The following is a 22,206-nucleotide window of genomic DNA, read 5'->3' on the forward strand; positions in this document are numbered from 1 at the left end:
CCCCGACCGCGGTCGGGGCCTTCGGCCGTCGGGGGCCCGGCGCGGGCGGCGGGTCAGCCCACCCAGCAGCGCGTCACCGTGTCGTCCTCGACCTGGAAGTTGATGCGGCCGTGACGGAACTCCATGGTGAGGAACGCGCCCGGGGGGACGGCCCGGACCGTGTCCCAGCCGCGGCTCCTGGCCTGTCGCTCGGCGGCGTCGGCGGCAAGACCGACGTACGACTCGGCGGCGTCGTCCGGCTGGGCTGGGGGGGTCGGTAGAGATGCCATGCCTTCACCGTAGGCGGCCCCGGACCGTGGCGGAAGTCCGGGCAGGAAGGGCGTTCCCCAGCATCTCCACATGCCGTGGCGGTCACGCTTGTGTCACAGGATCCCCACACGTGTATACGCGGACCTATTCACTCGAACGGTCCGAACGGAAGCATCCGCGCGCATTACCGGGAAACTCCGTCCACGGTGCGAGGGGGTACCGGAGGCCTTCCGGAATCATGGGATGACCTGGTTCTTTTCCGCTCGGCGGGGAGCGTCGCCCGAATGGCCGGGACACCGCGAATTCCCGTCCCCGTAAACCGGCATTCCCTTAACCGCACGCTTCTCCCACCTGCCCGCCGGGCGCGGAACGGCGGGCGCTTACCACACCCGGAGTCGCAGATCCGTCGAGCGCGCGCGTGAGCCGGTCCCTCGCCTCCCGCATGACCTCGATCAGCTCGGGCGGCTCGATCACCTCGAAATCGATCCCCATCATCAGCACGTGGATCACCAGCACGGTGAGGTCCGGCGCGCCCGCGATCAGCCGGCAGGTGTCCGCGTCCACGGCCTCCAGCACCCCGGCGGACGGCGACACCCGCCGCGCGGCCTCCGCCGCCGGTGCCTTCAGCAGGACCACGGCCCGCGCCGCGTACGCCGAGACCGCGACACCCCGGGAGACGTAGGCCGCGAGATCGTCCGCCGGCGGAGGGCGGGGGACGAAACGGGGGCCGTGCGGCGGGGTCGGGGTGATCCGGTCCACCCGGAAGGTGCGCCAGTCCGCCCGGTCCGGATCCCAGGCCACCAGATACCAGCGGTGCTCGGTGCAGACGAGTCGGTGCGGCTCCACGGTCCGGCGCGAGACCTCACCGCCGTGGGCCCGGTACGCGAACCGGAGCCGCTCCGCGTCCCGGCAGGCGGCCGCCAGCTCGGTGAGCACAGCGGGGTCCACGGCGGAGTCGCCCGCCCCGCGAAGCATCGGCACCGTGAACGCGCCGAGCGCGCTCACCCGGCGGCGCAACCGGTTCGGCAGCACCTGTTCCAGCTTGGCCAGCGCGCGTACGGAGGTCTCGCCGATGCCCTCGATGCCGTGCCCGGCGGCCGTACCCAGGCCGACGGCGACCGCGACGGCCTCCTCGTCGTCCAGCAGCAGCGGCGGCAGCTCGGCGCCGGCCCCGAGTTGGTAGCCGCCGCCCGTGCCCCTGCTGGCGTTCACCGGATAGCCCAGGTCGCGCAGCTTGTCGACGTCCCGGCGTACGGTGCGCGGGGTGACGCCGAGCCGGTCGGCCAGATCGGCGCCGGACCAGTCCCGGTGGGCCTGGAGCAGTGAGAGCAGGCGCAGCAGTCGTGCCGAGGTCTCCAACATGCGGGTGAGTCTGCCAGGGATTGCGGACAGCCCCGGTCCGCAATCCCCCGGCCCTCGATCCGCTCCGCCCGCGATGCCTCCATCCGCGAGCGCCGGCCTCAGCGAGGCGCCGGTCCGGGTTCCAGCCGGAGGCAGAGGTCGTTGTCGGCGGTGTAGCAGGGGGTGGCGAGCACTCCGGGGGCCGGCGCCCGGGTCGGGTAGACGAAGGACTTGTTGCGGGACCAGACGTCGTCGAGGATGCGGGAGATCCGGACCCCGGGGGCGCCCGCCGCCGGGACCAGCCACAGCTGCCAGAGCTGCGCCCCGTCCACCGGCCCCTCGGCCGGGGGGCCGTAGGGCAGGGTGAAAGCGAAGGCGCCTGACGGCCCGTCGGCGAAGGTGAGCGGGAAGCGGTGCGCCCGGCCCGGGTCCGCCGGCAGTCGGGCCTCCACGGCGGCCCCCTCCCCCGTGGCGACGCCGTACAGCACGCCCTCCACCGTCATGCCTGCCGGGCCGACGACGACGGCTCCCGCCTCGGCGTGCGGGGCGCGGAGCCAGCAGCGCAGGGCGAGCCGGCCGTCGGCGGTCGGGTAGGGAATCCGGGCGCTGACGCTCGCGGCCCCGGCGTCCGGGCTGCGGTCGACGAGGGCCCGCAGGTCCCGCAGCCCCGGCTCCACGGTCCGGGCGGTCTCGGATCCCGGCTCCTCGACATAGGCGTCCCAGCGCCCCTCGGACAACTCGGTGGAGGCCGGGAGCACCGCCCGCAGGCGCCCCGGGCGGCCTGATCCGCTGAGCGGGATCCGCACCGTGCCGCCGGGCCTGCCGCCTGCGGCGCCCCGGCGCCGCAGGAGCAGCACGGACGCGGGGGCGGGGGCCGGGACGGCCAGCTCGAAGGTGAGCGTCCCGGCCGGATCGGCGGCGCAGTCGGCTCGTACGGTGGTTATGGCGGGGGTCATGCGGCCCTTCCCTTGCGAAGCACGTCGGCGGCTTTGTAGCGCACGGCGTAGGCCCCGTCGAGGAGGCTGCCCCGGGTGCGGTGCAGCGCGGTGCGCAGGGCACCGTGCCCGTGCCCCTGGGCACCGCGGGCGACCAGTTCGGCGAACAGGCTCTCGTGGCGTTCGGCGATCCGCGCCGGGTCGAAGCGGGCCGAGGCGGTGAGCGCGGCCCCGCCCATCCGGTGGCGCAGTTCGTCGTCCTCGATCAGCTGGAGCAGGGCGGCGGCGACCGCGTCCGGGTCGCCGACCGGGACCAGTCGCCCGTCGACGCCGTCCTCGACGATCTCGGCCGGCCCGTGCGGGCAGTCGGTGGCGACGACCGGCAGACCGCCGCGCATCGCCTCGACGATCGTCATGCCGAAGGACTCGCGGTCCGAAGTGACGGCGGCGATCGATCCCTTGGGCCACTCGGCCTCCATCGGGTTGGCCGAGCCCATCAGGAACACGTGGTTGTGCAGGCCGAGTTCGTCGACGAGGGCGCGCAGCGACGCCTGTTCGTCGCCGGTGGCGTCCCCGCCGCCGTAGATGCGCAGCCGCCAGTCCGGACGGGCCGCGGACACCCGGGCGAAGGCCCGCACCAAGAGGTCGTAGCGCTTGACCCGGTGCAGCCGGCCCGCCGCGACGACCCACTTCAGGTCCCCGCTCGCGGGCGGACAGGCAGCGGCGGGAACGGCGTTGGGGATGGCCTCGATCCGCACGCCCGGCAGCTTCAGCCGCCTTCGGTAGTCGTCCGCGTCGGCACGGGTGACGGTGGTGAGCGCGTCGAGCAGGGTGTAGCGGTGCGCGATCTCGCGGCGCAGCCGGTAGTTGTGGCTGTCGAGTGTCAGATGCTCCTGCCCGACGCGCACCGGTCCTCGGCGGGTCTCCCGGCTGAGGTGCACGTTGAGCCCGGGGCGGGTGCCGACGACGACGTCCGCCTCGGTCGCCCGGAGATGGGCGCCGATGCGCGCGTCGGTGAGCCTGCTGTACTGCTTGTGCCTGCTGTCCCCGCGCGGGAACACCGCTGCGGGCCGGGCGTGTTCGGCGTCGTCGCCGTCGTACGTCGCGCTCTTCTTCCGCAGGTCCACGAGGTGCCGCAGCGTCACGCCCTCGGGTGCGCCGAGGACGGGGGCGTCACGGTGCCGGAAGACGGACACGATCTCGACGTCGTGCTGCTCGGCGAGCGTACGGGCGAGCGTGAACGTCGTCCTGATGGTCCCTCCGATTCCGAAGGCATTGTGCAGAAGAAAAGAAATATGCATGGTTTCGCTGTTTCCCCTGTCGGCCCGGCCTTGTCAAGTCTGAACTTCCGGCGATTTTCCGCCCGAAATGCACCGCGAAATCCCGGAGCATCCGCGACACCTCTCACGATATGCCCGCCCCACCACCGAACCGGCCGCTGACCTGCGGGTTCCGGAGGCGCGCAATCCGGATAGCCGCAGACCCGGAAGTAACGTGACCGCCTGTGCGGGCCACCGGTGCGGTAACCCGGACGGCTACCGCCACCCGTTCACCAGGACTTTCCTCCGAGCTTGACGTAGGAGAATGCCGAGAGGTTGCCTGCTCCCCGGTAAAAACTTCCCCGGCGGAACGCGGGAGCCGTACGTCGACTGCTCGACGTACCGATGTGTCGATGTGTGCCGCACTTCCGTGCGCCCCGGTGCGTGACCCCGGCCACGGATCCCGCGTTGTCTCTTCACGGGGCCCGGGAACCGCCCGGCCCACGCACCGAGTTCGAGGAGTCCCCGTGCCGCGCATGCTCGACGTCAGCCAGGACGTACGCGCCGAGATCGGCGACGACGAAGCCGACCGGCTGCTCGTCGGCGACAACGCCCCGGGCAGTTACGACTGCACCTCCTGCCGCACCCCCGGCGACTCCGACCAGGAACGCACCAGCACGGTGCTGTTCATCGGCGACGAGACCGCGGTCCTCGCGTTCGCCCACGCGACGTGCATCCCCTCGCAGGTCGTCAAGGTCGCCGAGGACCAGCTCCAGGGCGCGGTGCGCAGCATCACCGGAAGCGAGCAGCAGGATACGGAGGGGCGCATGCCCGAACAGGCCGTCCTCGGCATCACCAGCGGACTCGTTCTCATCGAGGACGACCTCCGCCCGGCCCTGGTCGTCGAACCGACCGGCCCGGTCGCCCGGCCCGGCACCGACGGCAGCGGGGGCGACGAGTTCCTCCAGCTGCTGCTGGAGCAGGGCTTCCGCCCCGCCCCCGACCTGCACCGGCTGCCGGAGGTCCTCGCGGGCTGGTCCGTGCTGCTGGCGGTGGGCCAGCTGCACGCCGTGCTGCAGCCGAGCGCCGGCGGCGGCAAGCCGGTCGCCTGGTGGCAGGCCCACCAGCCGCTCCAGGTGACCGAGGGCTGGCGAGCCGCGGCCAACAAGTCGCAGACGGTGCTCGTCTTCGCCGCCCCGGCCGGCACCATCGGTCAGCAGCCGCGCGAGGACCTGCTCCGGGACGCCCTGGAGAAGGCCGCGGTCAACGGGCTGCTGGTCGCCGCTTCGATGCCGCTGGCCGGGACCTGATCGTGTCCGGCCGGCTCGGACGCCCCCGCCGAACAGCGATTTCTCCGGCGGAGCCGCATCCGACGCGCGGTGAGGTCGTTGGCACCTACGTGCACTCATACGACTCCTCTCGCCAGCATCAGAGTCAGATTCCTGCCATGCGACCTTCGCAGGATCCGTCGGGGGGCGTGTCCCCCACCCCGATCTACGACGCGCTGTACTCCGAGTACCGGCGCTCGTTCCGGGCGTTGCCGGGCGACCGGAGCGGCGAGGAGAATCTCGGTTTCCCGGCCTTCGGCGCGGGTCTCCTCGCCTCCAGGACCGCGCTGAGCGGCCACCCCGTCCCCTCCGGGCACGGCGGCAGCGGTGGGCACAACGGCCCGGGCGGGAGTGGCGGGCAGAGCCAGCACACCGGGAGCCTCGGCTCCTGGCAGCGGGTGGGGCGGCATGCGGGGCGCCCCCGGCCCGCAGCGTTGCCGCCGGGGCCACGGGACTCCTGAGGGCCCGGGGATCGGGACTCCTGAGGCCTCACGGATCGGAACTCCCGAGGCCCCACGGATCGGGCCTCCTCAGGCCCACGGCGAAGGCCCCACGACGGAGCCCCGGGCCGCTCTCGGCGGATTCTTGAGATCCTCGCGAGAGCGGCCCGGGGCTTCGTCGTGCGCCGGTGTTACTTGTTGCGGCCGCGCTTCTCGCGGACCCGGACGGAGATGTGGATCGGAGTGCCCTCGAAGCCGAACTCCTCGCGCAGGCGGCGCTCGACGAAGCGGCGGTAGCCGTGCTCCAGGAAGCCGGAGGCGAAGAGCACGAAGCGCGGGGGCTTGGTGCCCGCCTGGGTGCCGAAGAGGATGCGCGGCTGCTTGCCGCCGCGGATCGGGTGCGGGTGGGAGGCGACGATCTCGCCGAGGAAGGCGTTGAGCCGGCCGGTGGGGACGCGGGTCTCCCAGCCCTCGATCGCGGTCTCGATCGCCGGGACCAGCTTCTCCATGTGCCGGCCGGTGAGGGCCGAGACGTTGACGCGCGGGGCCCACGCGATCTGCGCGAGCTCCGTCTCGATCTCGCGCTCCAGGTAGTAGCGGCGCTCCTCGTCGAGGGTGTCCCACTTGTTGAAGGCGACGACCAGCGCGCGCCCGGCCTCCACGGCCATGGTGATGATCCGCTGGTCCTGGACGCTGATGGACTCGCTGGAGTCGATCAGGACGACGGCGACCTCGGCCTTCTCGACGGCGGCGGCCGTACGCAGCGAGGCGTAGTAGTCCGCGCCCTCCTGAAGGTGGACGCGGCGGCGGATGCCGGCCGTGTCGATGAACTTCCAGGTGATGCCGCCGAGCTTGATCAGCTCGTCGACCGGGTCACGGGTGGTGCCGGCCTGCTCGTTGACGACGACCCGGTCCTCCCCCGCGACCTTGTTCAGCAGGGAGGACTTGCCGACGTTCGGGCGGCCGATCAGGGCGATGCGGCGGGGGCCGCCGAGCGCCGTGCCGAACTTCTGGGCCGGGGCGTCGGGCAGGGCCGCCAGGACCGCGTCCAGCATGTCGCCGGTGCCGCGGCCGTGCAACGAGGAGACCGGGTAGGGCTCGCCGAGGCCCAGCGACCACAGGGCGGTGGCGTCCGCCTCGCCGCTCTGTCCGTCGACCTTGTTGGCGCAGAGGACGACGGGCTTGCCGGCCCGGCGCAGCAGCTTGACGACGGCCTCGTCGGTGTCGGTGGCGCCGACGGTCGAGTCGACGACGAAGACGACCGCGTCGGCCGTCTCGATGGCGTACTCGGCCTGGGCGGCGACGGAGGCGTCGAGGCCCAGCACGTCCTGTTCCCAGCCGCCGGTGTCGACGACCTTGAAGCGGCGTCCGGCCCATTCGGCCTCGTAGCTGACGCGGTCGCGGGTGACGCCGGGCTTGTCCTGCACGACGGCCTCGCGGCGGCCGATGATCCGGTTCACCAGGGTCGACTTGCCGACATTGGGGCGGCCGACGACGGCGAGCACGGGGAGCGGGCCGTGACCGGCCTCGTCGAGGGCGCCCTCGACCTCCTCGGGATCGAAGCCCTCCTGCGCGGCGAGCTCCATGAACTCCGCGAACTCGGCATCGCCAAGTGCTCCGTGCTCGTGGCCCGAGCCGTCGGAGTGAATCTGGTCGTTCATGAAGTCCGTTCCTCTTTGCATCATCATCGATGGACCGCGATCACCGCGGTCCACTACTCAAGTCTCGCCTATCGCCCGGTGAGGCGCTTGGCGCTTTCCAGGTGGGCGGTCAGCTTCGCCTGGATCCGCAGGGTCGCCTCGTCCAGCGCCCTGCGCGTCCGCCGCCCGTCGCCGGCGCTCGCGTCGAACGCGTCGCCGAAGACGACGTCGACCCGGCTGCGCAGCGGGGGCAGCCCCCGTATCAACCGTCCGCGGCGCTCGGTGCTTCCCAGAACGGCCACGGGGACGATCGGAGCCCCGCCGCGTACCGCGAAGTACGCGAGTCCGGCCCGCAGCGAGGCGAAGTCTCCTTCGCCGCGGGTGCCCTCGGGGAAGATCCCGAGGACGCCGCCGTCCTCCAGCACGCCGAGCGCGTGGGTGATGGCGGTGCGGTCGACGACTCGGCGGTCCACCTCGATCTGCCCGATTCCGTGCAGGAACGGGTCGAGGGGGCCGACGAACGCCTCCTTCTTGATCAGGAAGTGCACCGGCCGGGGCGCGGTGCCCATCAGCATCGGTCCGTCGATGTTGTGGGAGTGGTTCACCGCGAGTATGACGGGTCCGGCGGCGGGCACGCGCCACGCACCCAGGACTCTGGGCTTCCACAGCCCGTACATCAGGCCGATGCCGATGGTTCGCCCGACGGCCGCTCCGCGCAGCGTGGGCGCGCCTGTGGCATCGCTCACGCGGCGACCCGCTTCCCCTCGACGAAGGTGACGACGCACTCGATGACCTGCTGGAGGGTCAGCTCGGTGGTGTCCACCTCGACGGCGTCGTCCGCCTTGGCGAGCGGCGAGGTCTTGCGGCCGGAGTCGGCGGCGTCCCGCTTGATCAGGGCCTCGCGGGTGGCGGTCAGGTCGGAGCCCTTGACCTCGCCGCTGCGGCGGGCGGCGCGGGCCTCCGGGGAGGCGGTGAGGAAGATCTTGAGGTCGGCGTCGGGCAGCACGGTGGTGCCGATGTCCCGGCCCTCGACGACGATGCCGCCGGTCGCGGCCGCGGCGATGGAGCGCTGGAGCTCGGTGATGAGCTCCCGCACCTCGGGGACCGCGCTGACGGCGCTGACCTTGGAGGTGACCTCCTGGGTGCGGATCGGGCCGGAGGCGTCCTCGCCGTCGACGGTGATCGTCGGGGCGGCGGGGTCGGTGCCGGAGACGATCACCGGCTTGGCGGCGGCGGTCGCGATCTCGGCCGGGTCGCCCACGTCGACGCCGTTGCTCAGCATCCACCAGGTGATGGCCCGGTACTGCGCGCCCGTGTCCAGGTAGCTCAGGCCGAGCTTGGCGGCGACGGCCTTGGAGGTGCTCGACTTGCCGGTGCCCGAGGGCCCGTCGATGGCGACGATCACGGAGGAGCGTGCGGTTTCCACGGTGGTGGACACCTTCCTGGTACACGGTGCGGGGACGGACGGGCCTCGGAGACGGCCTCGTACCAGGTTACCGAGTACCGGGCGCGCCCTTGTACCCCGTACGGGGGAGGCGGGCCACCCGGGCGGGGGTGGCGCCGCCCTGTCGTACGGGACCGGGCTCAGCCGCGGATCGACCAGCCGCGTTCCTGGAGGGCCGCGCCGAGTACCGGGGCGGCGCTGGGCTCGACCATGATCTGGACGAGGCCCGCCTGCTGGCCGGTGGCGTGCTCGATGCGGACGTCCTCGATGTTGACCCCGGCCCGGCCGGCGTCGGCGAAGATCGCGGCCAGCTCGCCCGGCTTGTCGCCGATGAGGACGGCCACGGTCTCGTAGACGGTGGGGGCCGCGCCGTGCTTGCCGGGGACCCGGACGCGCCCCGCGTTGCCGCGGCGCAGGACGTCCTCGATGGCGTCGGTGCCCGCGCGCCGCTTCGCCTCGTCGGCGGAGTGCAGGCCGCGCAGCGCGGTCACGGTCTCCGCCAGGTCGGCGGCGACCCCGGCGAGGACGTCGGCGACCGGGCCGGGGTTGGCGGAGAGGATCTCCACCCACATACGGGGGTCGGACGCGGCGATCCGGGTGACGTCGCGGATGCCCTGTCCGCACAGCCGTACGGCGGTCTCGTCGGCCTCCTCCAGCCGGGCGGCGACCATCGAGGAGATCAGCTGCGGGGTGTGCGAGACGAGGGCCACGGCCCGGTCGTGGGCGTCGGCGTCCATGACGACGGGCACGGCCCGGCACAGGGCGACGAGCTCCAGCGCCAGGTTGAGCACCTCGGTGTCGGTGTCCCGCGTCGGAGTGAGGACCCAGGGGCGGCCCTCGAAGAGGTCGGCGGTCGCGGCGAGCGGCCCCGAGCGCTCCTTGCCGGCCATCGGGTGCGTACCGATGTACGGGGTGAGATCGAGGCCGAGCGCCTCCAGCTCGCGGCGCGGGCCGCCCTTGACGCTCGCGACGTCCAGGTAGCCGCGGGCCACCCCGTCGCGCATGGCCCCGGCCAGGACGGCGGCGGTGTGCGCGGGCGGCACGGCGACGATCGCCAGGTCGACGCGGCCTCCCGGCGCCTCCTCCGTACCGGCGCCGAGCGCGGCCGCGGTGCGGGCTGAGGCGGGGTCGTGGTCGACGAGGTGCACATGGACCCCGCGACCGGCCAGCGCGAGGGCGGCGGAGGTGCCGACGAGCCCGGTTCCGATGACGAGGGCGGTTCTCACTGGGCGATGTCCTTGCGCAGAGCGGCGGTGGCGCCGAGGTAGACATGGCTGATCTCGGCGCGCGAGAGATAGGTCTCGACGTGCACGAGGATACGGATGACCCGGGGCATGGCCCCCTCGACGTCCAGCTCCTGGGCACAGATCAGGGGCACGTCGACGATCCCGAGGCCGCGCGCGGCGGCGGCGGGGAAGTCGCTGTGCAGGTCGGGGGTGGCGGTGAACCAGATGCTGATCAGGTCGTCGGCGACGAGTTCGTTCCGGTCCAGGACGGCCGTCAGCAGCTCACCGACCCGCCGGCCCATGTGCCCGGCCTCGTCCTGGTCCAGCTGGACGGCGCCCCGGACCGCTCGTACCGCCACGTCGTGCTCCTCGTTCTTCGTTCTTCGGTCTTCGTTCTGCGCTCACCTCAGCCTAGATCGGCAGCGGCGGTCCTGATCACCGCGTTCCGTCCATGAGACGGCCGGGCCGCGGCCGTCGGGGCCCCATCCACCACTCGGCCGGGCGCACGGTCCGCGCGGTTGCTTCGCCCGGGGCCCGCCCCCGCCACGATGGCGCCCATCCCACCGCCACCGAAGGAGAGCTCATGAACGCACGGCGAAGGACGGTGCTGGCTGCGGGTGCGGCGGGCGCCGCAGCCCTGGCCACCGGCTGCGGATCCTCCGACGGGGGCGGCGGCGAGGACGCGAGCCCGACGCCGACCGCGTCGGGGGACGCCACGGGCGGGGCGGAGCTGGCCCGGACCGCGGACGTCCCCGTCGGCGGCGGCACCGTCCTCAAGGAACGGAAGGTGGTGGTGACCCAGCCCGAGGAGGGTGAGTTCCGGGCGTTCTCCGCCGTCTGCACCCATGCGAGCTGCCTCGTCTCGGCGGTGAGCGAGGGGACGATCAACTGCTCCTGCCACGGCAGCAAGTACAGCATCACGGACGCGGCGGTCGAGGCCGGCCCGGCGACCCGCCCGCTGCCCGCCGAGCGGATCACCGTCTCGGGGGGCTCGATCCGGCTGGGCTGAGAGCGGGCCGGAATCCCCGAGGCGCGGCGGCCACCGCGCACGTACGCTCGCGGGCATGATCACCGCCGCCGACGAGACACTCGTACGCGACCACACGGTCTACGCCTGCGTGATGGGTTCGCGCGCGTTCGGACTGGCCACGGAGGAGAGCGATACGGACCGGCGCGGGGTGTTTCTCGCGCCCACCCCGTTGTTCTGGCGCTTCGAGAAGCCGCCGACGCATGTGGAAGGCCCCGCGCCCGAGCAGTTCTCCTGGGAGCTGGAACGCTTCTGCGAGCTGGCGCTGCGGGCCAACCCGAACGTGCTGGAGTGCCTGCACTCCCCGCTGGTGGAGTCCGTGGACGACACCGGCCGCGAGCTGCTGGCCCTGCGCGGGGCGTTCCTGTCGCGGCTCGCGCACGGCACGTTCGTCCGGTACGCGCTGGGCCAGCGGAGGAAGCTGGAGGCCGACGTACGGGTCCACGGCGCGCCGCGCTGGAAGCACGCGATGCATCTGCTGCGGCTGCTGGCGAGCTCCCGGGACCTGCTGCGCACGGGCGCACTGCGCATCGATGTCGGCGAGGCCCGTGACGAGCTGCTGGCGGTGAAGCGGGGAGAGGTGTCCTGGCCGGAGGTGGAGCGCCGGATGAACCGCCTCGGCGAGGAGAACGACGAGGCGGCGAGCCGCTCCCCGCTGCCGCCGGAACCCGACCGGGCGGCCGTGGAGGACCTCCTCGTCCGGGCCCGGCGGGCCTCGGCCGATCGCGCTCCGGACCGAGCCGGGCTCACACCGTACGAGGACCGCCGGACGCGGCCGTGAGCTCGGCCAGCTTCTGGAACTCGCCCAGGTCGTAGTTGGCCAGGGCGGAGTCGAGGTTGGTCAGCGCGCCCAGGTGCTCGATGAACCCCTGGGGGTCGTACTCGATCTGCAGGGTGACGCGGCTCGACGTGTCGTCGAGCCGGTGGAAGGTGACCACCCCGGCGTGATGGACGCCCTCGGTGGTCTTCCAGGCGATGCGGTCCTCGGGGACCACCTCGGTCAGCTCCGCGACGAACTGCTTCTCCGCGCCGGGCAGCGAGAGCTGCCAGGCGAAGCGCCGCTCGTCGATCGGATCGACGCGCTGGACGTGGCTGAGGAACCTGGGCCACTGGGTGACATCGCTCCACAGGGACCAGGTGACGGCCACGGGCGCCTTGATGTCGAGGGTCTCGACGAGTGAGGAGGACACGGATACCACCAGGCCTTCGTACGGGAACAGGTCCGCCCTCTCGTACCCGATCACCCTCGGCTCATTCAGGGCGGTCCCGTCGGCGAAACGATGGCGCGCACCCGCCGGCCGGTACGGCTCAGGCGTCCCAGAGCGCGGCGAGGGAGAGCAGGTCGCTGCGGTACTCGATGCGCTCCGACCATTCCTTGGGCCAGGCCGCCGCGCCCAGGTGTGCTCCGGCGAGCGCTCCCGTCAGGCAGGCGATCGAGTCGGAGTCGCCCCGGGTGCAGGCGGCCCGACGCAGGGCGGTGACGGGCTCCTCGGGGAACAGCAGGAAGCAGTGCAGCGCGGTGGCGAGGGCCTCCTCGGCGATCCAGCCGTCCCCGGTCCGCTCGCACGGGTCGGTCTCCGGTGACGGATCGCGCAGCGCCTCCTGGACGCGTCCCAGCGCGGTCAGGCACTCGTCCCAGCCGCGCTGGATGTACGCCTGCGGCGTGGCGTCGCCCGCGTGGCGCCAGAGGTCGCCGAGCCAGCGGGTGTGGTAGCGGCCCAGGTTCTCGTAGGCGTAGCTGCGCAGCTGTCCGATCAGACCGAGGGGTTCGACGCCCTGGGCGAGCAGGAACACCGCGCGGGCCAGCAGGTCGGAGGCGGTGAGCGCGGTGGGGTGGCCATGGGTGAGGGCGGCCTGGAGCTGGGCGGCCCCGGCGCGCTGTTCCTCGCTGAGGCCGGGGACCAGGCCGATGGGGGCGACCCGCATGTTGGCGCCGCAGCCCTTGGAGTGCGTCTGGCTGGCCTCCTGCCAGACCCGGGTGTGTTCGAGCAGGCGGCAGGCGGTGAGGCAGGTGTTGCCCGGGGCCCGGTTGTTGTCCGGTGCGTGGTACCAGGCGACGAACTCCGCGCGGACCGGGTCCACCAGCCGTTCGGGGGTGAGCAGTCCGCTGTCCATGGCGGTGCGGATGCCCCGGCCCAGCGCGATCGTCATCTGGGTGTCGTCGGAGACGACGGCGGGCGTCAGGAGGGGAAGCTGCCGCCAGGGGCCGAACTTGGCGAGGATGGCGGGCACGTCGTTGAACTCGGTGGGGAAGCCCAGGGCGTCGCCGAGCGCGAGTCCGGTCAGCACGCCGGTGGCGGCCTGCTTGGTGAGGGGCGGGGTGGCGATGGTCATCTGTCTCGTCCTTCCGGTACGGAGTGCGACGGGGTGGCCGGGGCGTCCGGTCGTGGCGGGCGCAGGAGCGGCGGATGCAGGGCGGTGGCGTCGCCCGCCCGGTAGAGGGCGGCCGGTTTGCCCCGGCCGCCGGTGCGGCGCGGCGGACCCTCGACGGGCTGCACGAAGCCGGGTGCGTGCAGGACCTTGCGCCGGAAGTTGGGGCGGTCGAGCTCGACACCCCAGACGGTCTCGTAGACCTTCTGGAGCTCGCCGAGGGTGAATTCGGCGGGGCAGAACGCGGTGGCCAGGCAGCTGTACTCGAGCTTGGCACCGATCCGGTCGTGGGCGTCGGCGAGGATCCGGTCGTGGTCGAAGGCCAGCGGTCCGGTGGAGTCCGCGTCCCGCCACCGGGCGCTCGCCGCGTCGCCGCCGCCGCGAGGTTCGGGCAGGTCCGGCAGGAGCGCGGCGTACGCGACGGAGACGACCCGCATCCTCGGGTCGCGGTCCGGGGCGGTGTAGGTGCGCAGCTGTTCGAGGTGGAGGGCGCCGGCGGCGCCGCGGCCGAGACCGGTCTCCTCGGCGAGTTCGCGGCGGGCGGCGTCCTCGGCCGACTCGCGGGGCAGCAGGAAGCCGCCGGGCAGCGCCCAACGGCCCCGGAAGGGCTCCTGGCCGCGTTCGACGAGCAGCACGTGCAGCCGGGCCTCGCGGACGGTGAAGACCGCGAGGTCGACGGTGACCGCGAACGGTGCGAAGGCGTGCGGGTCATAGCCCTCGGGGACGGGGGTGCTCATCGGTGCTCCGGGAGGGGTGCGGCGAAGTCCCAGCCGGTGGCGAGGAGTTCGTCGACGGCGGTGACGGCGGCGGCGAGCCGCGCCTCGGGCGGGCCGGTGACTTCGATGAACCGCCTTCCCGTGCGGGTGAGTTCGGCCCGGAAGCGGTCGGTCATCCAGGGGCGCAGCTCCTCGCCGTCGCGCAGTCCGTCGTCCTCGAAGGGGACGCCCTCGTGGTCGGTGAGCAGCCACAGGTGGTGGGCGGCGCGGTCGGCGATCTCCTCGACGAGCGGGTTGCGGCCGCCGACGTACCGCTCGTGCCAGACGGTGGTGGCGAAGGAGTCGGTGTCGCAGAGAAGCACCGGGGACCCGGCGCGGGCGGCGGCCTCCTCCCGGTCGTTCTGGGCCTGTGCGATGAGCGGGAAGTCGTCGGTGGTGAAGCTGACGTCCTCCCAGGCGGCCCCGGGCCATTGCTCGCGCAGGGCGGCGAGCTTGTGTTCGCTGTACTCGCGCCCGTACTCGGCGACACAGCCCGTGCGCGCCCACACGCCGCCGCGTGCCCGGTAGTGGGCGGTGAGCGCCCGCGCGAGGGTGGTGGTGCCGGTGGACTCCGCGCCGAGGACGACGACCCGGCGGGCGAGGGCGGCCCGCACGGGCGGCCGGAGGAAGTCCCAGCAGTCGGCCGGGGACCGGCGCACGGCGGTGCCGGATACCGGGAAGAGGGTGCGGTCGGGGTCGACGAGGACGGACGCCGCGCCGAAGCGGCGGCCCAGCTCCTCCCCGTACGCCTCCGAGGTGAAGACCGCGTCCACCCGCTCGGGCACGGCCGCGGTGAAGACCGCCATGTGCGCGTCCCAGACGGCCGGGTCGGCCACGTCCATGTGCGTGTCGTCGACCGCGCCCACCACCGTGACGTCCGGGTGGACCTCGCGCATCCAGGCGACGCGGTCGGCGAGGGGGACGGACTCCACGGAAGCGGCACAGACCAGCACGGTCAGCCGTTCGCAGCGGTCCCGGGCGGTCTCGACGAGGTGGTGGTGGCCGGCGTGCGGTGGGTAGAACTTGCCGAGGACCAGGCCGTGTTCGTAGCGCTTCATGCCGCGGCCACCTCCGGGGTCCGGGTGTTGCGTACGGTCAGGTCGCGGTGCCAGTCGCGCAGGCCGAGGAGGCAGAGCGCGAGGAACCCGGCGTACAGCAGCGAGGTCAGGTACAGCCCCTTGTGGGCGTACAGCGGGATGTACACCACATCGGCGGCGATCCACAGCCACCAGGACTCCAGCCGCTTCCTGCACTGTCCGTACGTCGCCATCAGCGACAGGGACGTCGTCAGCGCGTCCCAGAACGGGACGGTGGAGTCGGTGGCCCGGGACAGCAGCAGGGTGATCCCGAGGATCCCCATCACCCCCGCCGCGAGCAGCCAGGTCCATTCGGTGCGGGTCGTTCTGCGCACCGGCAGGACGGAGGTACCTGGTCCACCCCCGTGGGTCCAGGTCCACCAGCCGTACGCGGCGAGGGTGATGAAGACGATCTGAAGGCCGGCGTCGGCGTACAGGCCGGACTGGGCGAACAGCAGGATGAAGAAGAGGTTGTTGGCGATGCCGATCGGCCAGTTGGCGAGGTGCTGGCGGGCCACGAGCCAGACGCAGAGCGCCCCGCTTCCGAAACCCAGCACCTCGGTCCAGCTGACCGGGGTGTCCAGGATCGTCACCAGGGGCTGTTGCAGGGGGTCGAGTACGTCCGCGAGACTCACTCCCGCCTCCTTCTTAATAGTCACTTTGACTATAAACGGTGGGCGGGGACGGCAAAAGGCCCGCGGCCGGTTCTGTTCGAACTTTCCGAACGGATACCGGCCGCGGGCCTTCGCGTGGGAGCGGGTGCGGCTACAGACCGACCTCGCGCATCAGCATGCCGACCTCGGTGTTGGTGAGACGGCGCAGCCAGCCGGACTTCTGGTCGCCCAGCGGGATCGGCCCGAACGACGTCCGCACGAGCCGCTCGACCGGGAAGCCCGCCTCGGCCAGCATCCGGCGCACGATGTGCTTGCGGCCCTCGTGGAGGGTCACCTCGACCAGGTAGTTCTTGCCGGTGTTCTCGACGACGCGGAAGTGGTCGGCGCGGGCGTAGCCGTCCTCCAGCTGGATGCCGTCCTTGAGCCGCTTGCCGAGGTCGCGCGGCAGGGGGCCCTGGATGGCGGCCAGGTAGGTCTTCTTCACGCCGTACTTGGGGTGCGTGAGGCGGTGGGCCAGCTCACCGTGGTTGGTGAGCATGATGATGCCCTCCGTCTCGGTGTCCAGTCGGCCGACGTGGAACAGCCGCGTCTCGCGGTTGGTCACGTAGTCGCCGAGGCACTGACGGCCGTCCGGGTCCTCCATCGAGGAGACGACCCCGGCGGGCTTGTTCAGCGCGAAGAAGAGATACGACTGGGCGGCGACCGTCAGGCCGTCGACCTTGATCTCGTCCTTGTGGACATCGACGCGCTTGCCCTGCTCGACGACGATCTCGCCGTTGACCTCGACGCGGGACTGCTCGATCAGCTCCTCGCACGCCCGGCGCGAGCCCATGCCGGCGCGGGCCAGGACCTTCTGCAGCCGCTCGCCCTCCTCCTCGGCGCCCGGGTGGGTCTTGGGGAGGTTGATCTCGGGCTTGTTCGCATACCGGTCGCGGTTGCGCTGCTCGATCTTGGCGTCCAGCTCGCGGGGGCGCGAGGGGGCGGCGCGGCGGAAACCGCCGGTGCGGCCACCGCCGCCCTGTGCGGGCTTCGGGCCCCCCTTGGCCCCGCCCCGGGCGGCCGAGCCGCGGCCCTTGCGGGGGCCGTCCTGCTCCGCCCGGGCGCCGGGGGCGTCGTTGCCGACGTCGTAGCGGCGCTCCTCCGGACGGGGACGGCGGGGGCGCTGCTCCTCGTCACGGCCACCCTGGTAGCTCGGGCGTCCGTCCTGGCCGCCTGGGCGTCCGCCCTGACCGGTGGGACGGCCTCCCTGACCGGGGCGGCCCCCCTGACCGGAGGGACGGCCGCCGGGGGCTCCGGGCCGCCCGCCCTGGCTTCCGCCGCGGCCGCCGCCCTGGCCGCCTCCCTGGCCCTGGCGGAAGGACCCGCCGCCGCTGCGGCCGCCGCTGCCCGCGCCGCCGCTCCGGGGGTTCCGGTCGCCGCCGCCGCTGCTCCGGCCGCCGCTCCCGCCGTTGCCGCTTCCGCTGTTCCTGCCACTGCTTCGCATCAAAATTCCGTCTTGTCGTCTGCGTGAGTATCCGGGGTGTCCGGTGCGTCCGGATCGAACGACGGCACACCCTCTAGCGTCTCAGCCTCGATCGCGTCCGCCTCCGGGAGGAAGGGCGCGAGCTCCGGGAGCTCGTCCAGGCCGCGCAGGCCCATTCGCTCCAGAAAGTAGTTCGTCGTCCTGTACAGGATCGCACCTGTTTCGGGTTCCGCGCCCGCCTCCGCCACCAGGCCCCTCTGGAGGAGGGTCCGCATGACGCCGTCGCAGTTCACTCCGCGCACCGCCGAGACCCGCGAGCGGCTCACCGGCTGCCGGTACGCGACCACCGCCAGGGTCTCCAGCGCGGCCTGGGTGAGCCGGGCGTGCTGGCCGTCCAGGACGAAGCCCTCCACGGCCGCCGCGTACTCGGGGCGCGTATAGAAGCGCCAGCCGCCCGCGACGAGCCGCAGGTCGAAGCCCCGGCGCTGCACGGTGTACTCGTCGGCCAGCTCCCGCAGCGCGTCCGCCACGGCCCTGCGGGGCCGCTGGAGCACCTTGGCCAGGTGGTCGACGGTGGCGGGCTCGTCGACGACCATGAGGACCGCCTCCAGGGCGGGCTTCAGGTCGAGCGCGGCGACCGCGCTTTCGTCGTCCGCCCGAGTCGGCTGCTCGCTCATTCCCCTACGTCCTCCTCGTCGACGGCCCCGTTCGGCTTCCGGATCTCCTGGTCGAACTCGTCCGTCACCGCCGGCTCCGCGTCCGCCCCGCCGCACCAGGTCACCAGCAGGTCGCCCAGCGCCTCGTCCTGGTCGAGGGTGACGGCCTTCTCGCGGTACAGCTCCAGCAGGGCCAGGAACCGGGCGACCACGGTCAGGGTGTCCGGCGCGTCCCCGGTCAGCACCGCGAAGCTCACCGCCGCCCCGGCCTCGCGCAGCCGCTCCACCACGAGGCCCGCCTGCTCCCGGACGCTGACCAGCGGGGCGTGGATGTGGTCCACGTACACCTGGGGCCTGGGCTTCGGCTGCATCGCCTTCACCGCGAGCTTCGCGAAGCCCTCGGGCCCGATGCTGATGACCACCTCGGGGAGCAGCGCGGCGTGCTGGTCCTCCAGCCCGACCGTACGGGGGTGGCGGCGGCCCTCCGACTCCAGGCGGCCCTGGAAGATCTCGGCGATCCGCTTGTACGCGCGGTACTGGAGCAGCCGCGCGAAGAGCAGGTCCCGCGCCTCCAGGAGCGCGAGGTCGCCCTCGTCCTCGACCTCGGCGGCGGGCAGCAGCCGGGCGGCCTTCAGGTCGAGCAGCGTGGCGGCGACGACGAGGAACTCGGTGGTCTGGTCGAGGTCCCAGTCGGGGCCCATGGCGCGGATGTACGCCATGAACTCGTCGGTGACCTTCGACAGGGCGACCTCGGTCACGTCCAGTTTGTGCTTGGAGATCAGCTGGAGGAGGAGATCGAAGGGGCCCTCGAAGTTCACCAGCCGGACGGTGAAGCGCTTGTCGTCCGCTTCCGCCTCCGGTACGGCTTCCGGCGCCGGTACGGCTCCCGGCTCCGGACCTGGCTCCCGCACGGCTTCCGGCTCCGGTACGTGCTCAGGCTCCCGTGCGGCCCCCTCCGCCTCCACGGGCGGCGCCGACGCGCCCGGCCCCCGCCCCAGGGCACGGCGGCGCGGGGTGGCGGGGTCGTCGGGCGTGGGCATGGTGGTCCAGGGGTGGGACGGCGGCGCGGACGGGTCCCGCCGACCGGCGGGTCCAGGGCGACAGGCCCTACGGCAGGCTACCCGCGCCGTGCCGCTCAGCGGCCGCGCAGCCGCCGTACGAGGATGCTCGCGTCGCCCCGGGACTCCAGGTCGGCCAGGACCACCGCCACCGCCTCGCGGACGATGCGGCCCCGGTCGACGGCGAGGCCGTGTTCGCCGCGCAGGACGAGCCGGGCGTGTTCGAGGTCCATCAGCTCCTCGGCGGAGACGTAGACCGTGATCTTCTCGTCATGGCGTTCCCGGCCGCTGGGGCGGCGGTTCGCGCCGCGTCCGCCGCCTCGCCTGCGCTGCTGCTGGACCGCCGGTGGCTGCTCGGCCGGGGCGGCGGAGGGCGCGGGGCGCTCGCCGGAGGCGGCCTTTGCGGACGGGGGGCGCTCGTCGGCGCGATTGCGCGAGTCGGCGCCGTCGGCGTCGGCCGCGGCGTGCTCCTGACGGTCGGCGGAGGCGGCCTGGCCGGAGGGATCGCTCTCCCCGGCGGGCGCGGGCACCCGCGGCTCGCCGTTCGCCTTGCGCCGCCGCTCCGCCGGCGAGGACGGCTGGAGGCCCATCCCGCCTCCGGTGGTACGGAACAGTTCGTCGGCCCCCGGCAGACTCACTCGGCGTGACACCGGGCGAGCACCTCCCTGGCGAGCTGGCGATAGGCGGCTGCGCCGACCGAGTTGGAGGCGTAGGTGGTGATGGGCTCGCCGGCGACCGTGGTCTCCGGGAAGCGGACCGTGCGGCCGATGACCGTGTGGTAGACGTGCTCGTCGAAGGCCTCGACGACACGCGCCAGGACCTCGCGGCTGTGCACCGTACGGGAGTCGTACATGGTGGCGAGGATGCCGTCGAGCTCCAGCTCCGGGTTGAGCCGCTCCTGGACCTTCTCGATGGTCTCGGTGAGCAGCGCCACCCCGCGCAGGGCGAAGAACTCGCACTCGAGCGGCACTATGACCTTGTGAGCGGCCGTCAGGGCGTTCACGGTGAGCAGGCCGAGCGAGGGCTGGCAGTCGATCACGATGTAGTCGTAGTCGGCCATCAGCGGCTTGAGGGCGCGCTGGAGCGTGGACTCGCGGGCCACCTCGCTGACGAGCTGCACCTCGGCCGCGGAGAGGTCGATGTTGCTGGGCAGCAGGTCCATGTTGGGGACCGCGGTCTTGAGCAGGACGTCGTCGGCCGTCATGCCCCGCTCCATGAGCAGGTTGTAGACGGTGAGGTCCAGCTCCATCGGGTTGACCCCGAGGCCCACGGAGAGGGCGCCCTGCGGGTCGAAGTCGACGAGCAGGACCCGGCGTCCGTACTCCGCGAGCGCGGCGCCCAGGTTGATGGTCGACGTGGTCTTGCCGACGCCGCCCTTCTGGTTGCACATCGCGATGATCTTCGCGGGGCCGTGGTCGGTCAGGGGGCCCGGGATCGGGAAGTACGGCAGGGGCCGCCCGGTCGGGCCGATGCGCTCGCGGCGCTGACGCGCGGCGTCGGGCGCGAGGGTGGCCGCGTACTCCGGATCGGGCTCGTACTCGGCGTCGGGGTCGTAGAAGTGCCCCTCGGGCACCTCGGCGAAGTCGGCGAAGCGGTCGGTGTCCCGGCTGCTCTCGTTGCCGGCCGTGGCGTTCACGTGTAGGCCGTCCATCATCTGGGGGGCTGTCGTCATGTGCTGTTGGGTGGCGAAGGTGCGGACAGCGACGGAGCCGACAGCTTCGAGCCCGATCGGGCTCAGACCCCGTGCAGGCATCCCTGGTTGACCACCCCCGGGAGTAATTGTCGACTCATTCACAAGTCGTCTTACCTCCTTGGACGTGACCAGGAAACTTATCGATAGGTCAGCGTGGCACCATGCCGACGATTGGCGACTCTATGGCGTGTCACCGGTCCGCAGCAACACAATCCGCCGGACCCGGCCCGATGTGTCGGCAATCGAACGCCTCTCTGTCAAGGGTGCACAGCGACCAAGCCGCACATTTCACCGCAGCACGAAACGGGTTAAGGGTTACGTTCGGCGCGAGTTGCGCAAGGGCCCCACAGGGCCCGATACGCGTCCGGCCGGACCTTGCTCGGCAAGGTCCGGCCGGACGTGCGATGTTGACGGAGGGGGTTGACCCGTCAGCCGAGGAGCGCGGTCAGCTCGACGTGCGGGAGACCGTGCGCCTCGGCCACCTCGCGGTAAACCACCTGGCCCTCATGGGTGTTGAGGCCCTTGGCGAGGGCGGCGTCGCGGCGCAGGGCGTCGGCCCAGCCGCGGTTCGCGAGCTCCACGATGTAGGGCAGCGTCGCGTTGGTGAGCGCGTAGGTGGAGGTGTGGGGCACCGCGCCGGGCATGTTGGCGACGCAGTAGAAGACCGAGTCGTGGACCTGGAAGGTCGGCTCGGCATGGGTCGTCGGACGCGAGTCCTCGAAGCAGCCACCCTGGTCGATTGCAATGTCGACAAGTACACTTCCGGGCTTCATCTTGGCGACGAGCTCGTTGGTGACCAGCTTCGGGGCCTTCGCTCCGGGGATCAGCACGGCGCCGATGACGAGGTCGGCCTCGACGACGGCCTTCTCCAGCTCGAAGGCGTTGGAGACGACGGTCTGCACCTTGGTGCCGAAGATCTTGTCGGCCTCGCGCAGCTTGTTGATGTCGCGGTCGAGCAGCGTGACGTGGAAGCCGAGACCCACGGCGATCTGCGTGGCGTTCCAGCCGGAGACACCGCCGCCGATGACGACGGCCCGGCCCGCCGCGGTGCCGGGGACGCCGCCGGGCAGCACGCCGCGGCCGCCGACGGAGCGCATCAGGTGGTACGCGCCGACCTGCGGGGCCAGGCGGCCCGCGACCTCGGACATCGGGGCGAGCAGCGGGAGGGCGCGGTTCGCGGTCTCGACCGTCTCGTAGGCGATGGCGGTGGTGCCGGAGGCCAGCAGCGCGTCGGTGCACTCGCGGGAGGCGGCGAGGTGCAGGTACGTGAAGAGGGTCTGGTCCTTGCGGAGGCGGTGGTACTCCTCGGCGACCGGCTCCTTGACCTTCAGCAGCAGGTCGGCGGCGGCCCAGACCTCGTCGGCGGTGGCGAGGATCTGCGCGCCGGCGGCGACGTACTCCTCGTCCGGGATGGACGAGCCGACACCGGCGTCGTGCTCGATGACGACCTGGTGGCCGTGGCGGACGAGCTCATGCACTCCGGCGGGGGTGATCGCCACCCGGAACTCGTTGTTCTTGACTTCGCGGGGGATGCCGACCTTCACGTCGATCACGGTCCTTGGCTCGGAGGGTCATCCGGGCAGAACGGTGCACACCCGGACATATACAGCATAAATGGAGACGCCACGGAAGA

At 72.5% G+C, this 22,206-nt stretch carries 24 protein-coding genes; 4 read left to right on the forward strand and 20 right to left on the reverse strand.

Annotated features, from left to right (window positions below):
* Positions 1-53 precede the first annotated feature (53 nt).
* The 4 genes from ACH4RG_RS30985 to ACH4RG_RS31000 all read right to left on the reverse strand — a co-directional run bounded on the left by ACH4RG_RS30985 (position 54) and on the right by ACH4RG_RS31000 (position 3,826).
* Positions 54-269, reverse strand: a complete 216-nt coding sequence (locus tag ACH4RG_RS30985; protein ID WP_097869981.1) for an I78 family peptidase inhibitor — start codon at positions 267-269, stop codon at positions 54-56.
* Between the two features lie 310 nt (positions 270-579).
* Positions 580-1,611 (reverse strand): helix-turn-helix transcriptional regulator, encoded by a 1,032-nt coding sequence (locus tag ACH4RG_RS30990; RefSeq protein ID WP_397922567.1) that lies wholly within the window; start codon positions 1,609-1,611, stop codon positions 580-582.
* Positions 1,612-1,709: 98 nt separating this feature from the next.
* Entirely contained in the window at positions 1,710-2,546 is an 837-nt protein-coding gene (locus ACH4RG_RS30995; protein ID WP_397922566.1) for a transferase, read from the reverse strand.
* The gene (locus ACH4RG_RS31000) at positions 2,543-3,826 is read right to left on the reverse strand and encodes a glycosyltransferase family 4 protein (RefSeq protein WP_398540557.1); all 1,284 of its coding nucleotides are present in this window, start codon (positions 3,824-3,826) and stop codon (positions 2,543-2,545) included. Before ACH4RG_RS31000 ends, ACH4RG_RS30995 begins: the two co-directional genes overlap by 4 nt.
* A 485-nt stretch (positions 3,827-4,311) precedes the next feature.
* Here ACH4RG_RS31000 and ACH4RG_RS31005 point away from each other — a divergent pair, with 485 nt between their 5' ends.
* Both ACH4RG_RS31005 and ACH4RG_RS31010 read left to right on the forward strand, forming a co-directional pair.
* The gene (locus tag ACH4RG_RS31005; protein ID WP_397922562.1) at positions 4,312-5,094 is read left to right on the forward strand and encodes a hypothetical protein; all 783 of its coding nucleotides are present in this window, start codon (positions 4,312-4,314) and stop codon (positions 5,092-5,094) included.
* Positions 5,095-5,231: 137 nt separating this feature from the next.
* Positions 5,232-5,573 (forward strand): hypothetical protein, encoded by a 342-nt coding sequence (locus tag ACH4RG_RS31010; protein WP_397922560.1) that lies wholly within the window; start codon positions 5,232-5,234, stop codon positions 5,571-5,573.
* Positions 5,574-5,743: 170 nt separating this feature from the next.
* Here ACH4RG_RS31010 and der read toward each other — a convergent pair whose 3' ends face one another.
* From der to aroH, 5 genes are all read right to left on the reverse strand, one after another.
* The gene (gene der / locus ACH4RG_RS31015; RefSeq protein ID WP_397922558.1) at positions 5,744-7,213 is read right to left on the reverse strand and encodes a ribosome biogenesis GTPase Der; all 1,470 of its coding nucleotides are present in this window, start codon (positions 7,211-7,213) and stop codon (positions 5,744-5,746) included.
* A 68-nt stretch (positions 7,214-7,281) separates the two neighbouring features.
* Entirely contained in the window at positions 7,282-7,938 is a 657-nt protein-coding gene (locus tag ACH4RG_RS31020; RefSeq protein WP_397932001.1) for a lysophospholipid acyltransferase family protein, read from the reverse strand.
* Entirely contained in the window at positions 7,935-8,630 is a 696-nt protein-coding gene (gene cmk / locus ACH4RG_RS31025) for a (d)CMP kinase (protein WP_398540558.1), read from the reverse strand. The genes ACH4RG_RS31020 and cmk overlap by 4 nt, the downstream gene beginning before the upstream one ends.
* Before the next feature lie 146 nt (positions 8,631-8,776).
* Positions 8,777-9,862 carry a prephenate dehydrogenase gene (locus ACH4RG_RS31030; RefSeq protein ID WP_398540559.1) on the reverse strand — a complete coding sequence of 362 codons (1,086 nt, stop codon included), beginning with the start codon at positions 9,860-9,862 and terminating at the stop codon, positions 8,777-8,779.
* Positions 9,859-10,221, reverse strand: a complete 363-nt coding sequence (gene aroH, locus ACH4RG_RS31035; RefSeq protein WP_397922551.1) for a chorismate mutase — start codon at positions 10,219-10,221, stop codon at positions 9,859-9,861. Before aroH ends, ACH4RG_RS31030 begins: the two co-directional genes overlap by 4 nt.
* 224 nt (positions 10,222-10,445) lie before the next feature.
* Here aroH and ACH4RG_RS31040 point away from each other — a divergent pair, with 224 nt between their 5' ends.
* Both ACH4RG_RS31040 and ACH4RG_RS31045 read left to right on the forward strand, forming a co-directional pair.
* On the forward strand, positions 10,446-10,871 hold the full coding sequence (locus tag ACH4RG_RS31040; protein ID WP_397922549.1) for a Rieske (2Fe-2S) protein: 426 nt from the start codon (positions 10,446-10,448) through the stop codon (positions 10,869-10,871).
* Positions 10,872-10,926: 55 nt separating this feature from the next.
* Positions 10,927-11,670: a DNA polymerase beta superfamily protein gene (locus ACH4RG_RS31045; RefSeq protein ID WP_398540560.1), complete on the forward strand. Its 744-nt coding sequence runs from the start codon at positions 10,927-10,929 to the stop codon at positions 11,668-11,670.
* Here ACH4RG_RS31045 and ACH4RG_RS31050 read toward each other — a convergent pair.
* The 11 genes from ACH4RG_RS31050 to ald form a co-directional block, all read right to left on the reverse strand.
* Complete coding sequence (locus ACH4RG_RS31050; RefSeq protein ID WP_397923149.1) at positions 11,636-12,079, reverse strand: SRPBCC family protein; 444 nt, start codon at positions 12,077-12,079, stop codon at positions 11,636-11,638. The genes ACH4RG_RS31045 and ACH4RG_RS31050 overlap by 35 nt on opposite strands.
* A gap of 118 nt (positions 12,080-12,197) precedes the next feature.
* Complete coding sequence (locus ACH4RG_RS31055; protein ID WP_397931998.1) at positions 12,198-13,223, reverse strand: ADP-ribosylglycohydrolase family protein; 1,026 nt, start codon at positions 13,221-13,223, stop codon at positions 12,198-12,200.
* Entirely contained in the window at positions 13,220-13,996 is a 777-nt protein-coding gene (locus ACH4RG_RS31060) for an NUDIX hydrolase (protein ID WP_397922544.1), read from the reverse strand. Before ACH4RG_RS31060 ends, ACH4RG_RS31055 begins: the two co-directional genes overlap by 4 nt.
* Positions 13,993-15,072, reverse strand: coding sequence for an AAA family ATPase (locus tag ACH4RG_RS31065; RefSeq protein ID WP_397922542.1), 1,080 nt, complete (start codon positions 15,070-15,072; stop codon positions 13,993-13,995). Before ACH4RG_RS31065 ends, ACH4RG_RS31060 begins: the two co-directional genes overlap by 4 nt.
* Positions 15,069-15,725: a nicotinamide riboside transporter PnuC gene (gene pnuC, locus ACH4RG_RS31070; protein ID WP_397931993.1), complete on the reverse strand. Its 657-nt coding sequence runs from the start codon at positions 15,723-15,725 to the stop codon at positions 15,069-15,071. The genes ACH4RG_RS31065 and pnuC overlap by 4 nt, the downstream gene beginning before the upstream one ends.
* 130 nt (positions 15,726-15,855) lie before the next feature.
* A complete protein-coding gene (locus tag ACH4RG_RS31075; RefSeq protein ID WP_398540561.1) occupies positions 15,856-17,187 on the reverse strand; it encodes a pseudouridine synthase in 1,332 nt (443 codons plus the stop codon).
* Entirely contained in the window at positions 17,187-17,843 is a 657-nt protein-coding gene (gene scpB / locus ACH4RG_RS31080; protein WP_397922536.1) for an SMC-Scp complex subunit ScpB, read from the reverse strand. The genes ACH4RG_RS31075 and scpB overlap by 1 nt, the downstream gene beginning before the upstream one ends.
* Entirely contained in the window at positions 17,840-18,862 is a 1,023-nt protein-coding gene (locus ACH4RG_RS31085) for a segregation/condensation protein A (protein ID WP_397922534.1), read from the reverse strand. The genes scpB and ACH4RG_RS31085 overlap by 4 nt, the downstream gene beginning before the upstream one ends.
* Positions 18,863-18,957: 95 nt before the next feature.
* On the reverse strand, positions 18,958-19,518 hold the full coding sequence (locus ACH4RG_RS31090; RefSeq protein ID WP_397923147.1) for a hypothetical protein: 561 nt from the start codon (positions 19,516-19,518) through the stop codon (positions 18,958-18,960).
* A complete protein-coding gene (locus ACH4RG_RS31095) occupies positions 19,515-20,633 on the reverse strand; it encodes a ParA family protein (protein ID WP_007448578.1) in 1,119 nt (372 codons plus the stop codon). The genes ACH4RG_RS31090 and ACH4RG_RS31095 overlap by 4 nt, the downstream gene beginning before the upstream one ends.
* A 368-nt stretch (positions 20,634-21,001) precedes the next feature.
* Positions 21,002-22,117 carry an alanine dehydrogenase gene (gene ald, locus ACH4RG_RS31100; protein ID WP_397923146.1) on the reverse strand — a complete coding sequence of 372 codons (1,116 nt, stop codon included), beginning with the start codon at positions 22,115-22,117 and terminating at the stop codon, positions 21,002-21,004.
* Positions 22,118-22,206: the final 89 nt, after the last annotated feature.

This window comes from Streptomyces sp. NPDC021019 (assembly GCF_044333295.1).
Classification (GTDB): domain Bacteria; phylum Actinomycetota; class Actinomycetes; order Streptomycetales; family Streptomycetaceae; genus Streptomyces.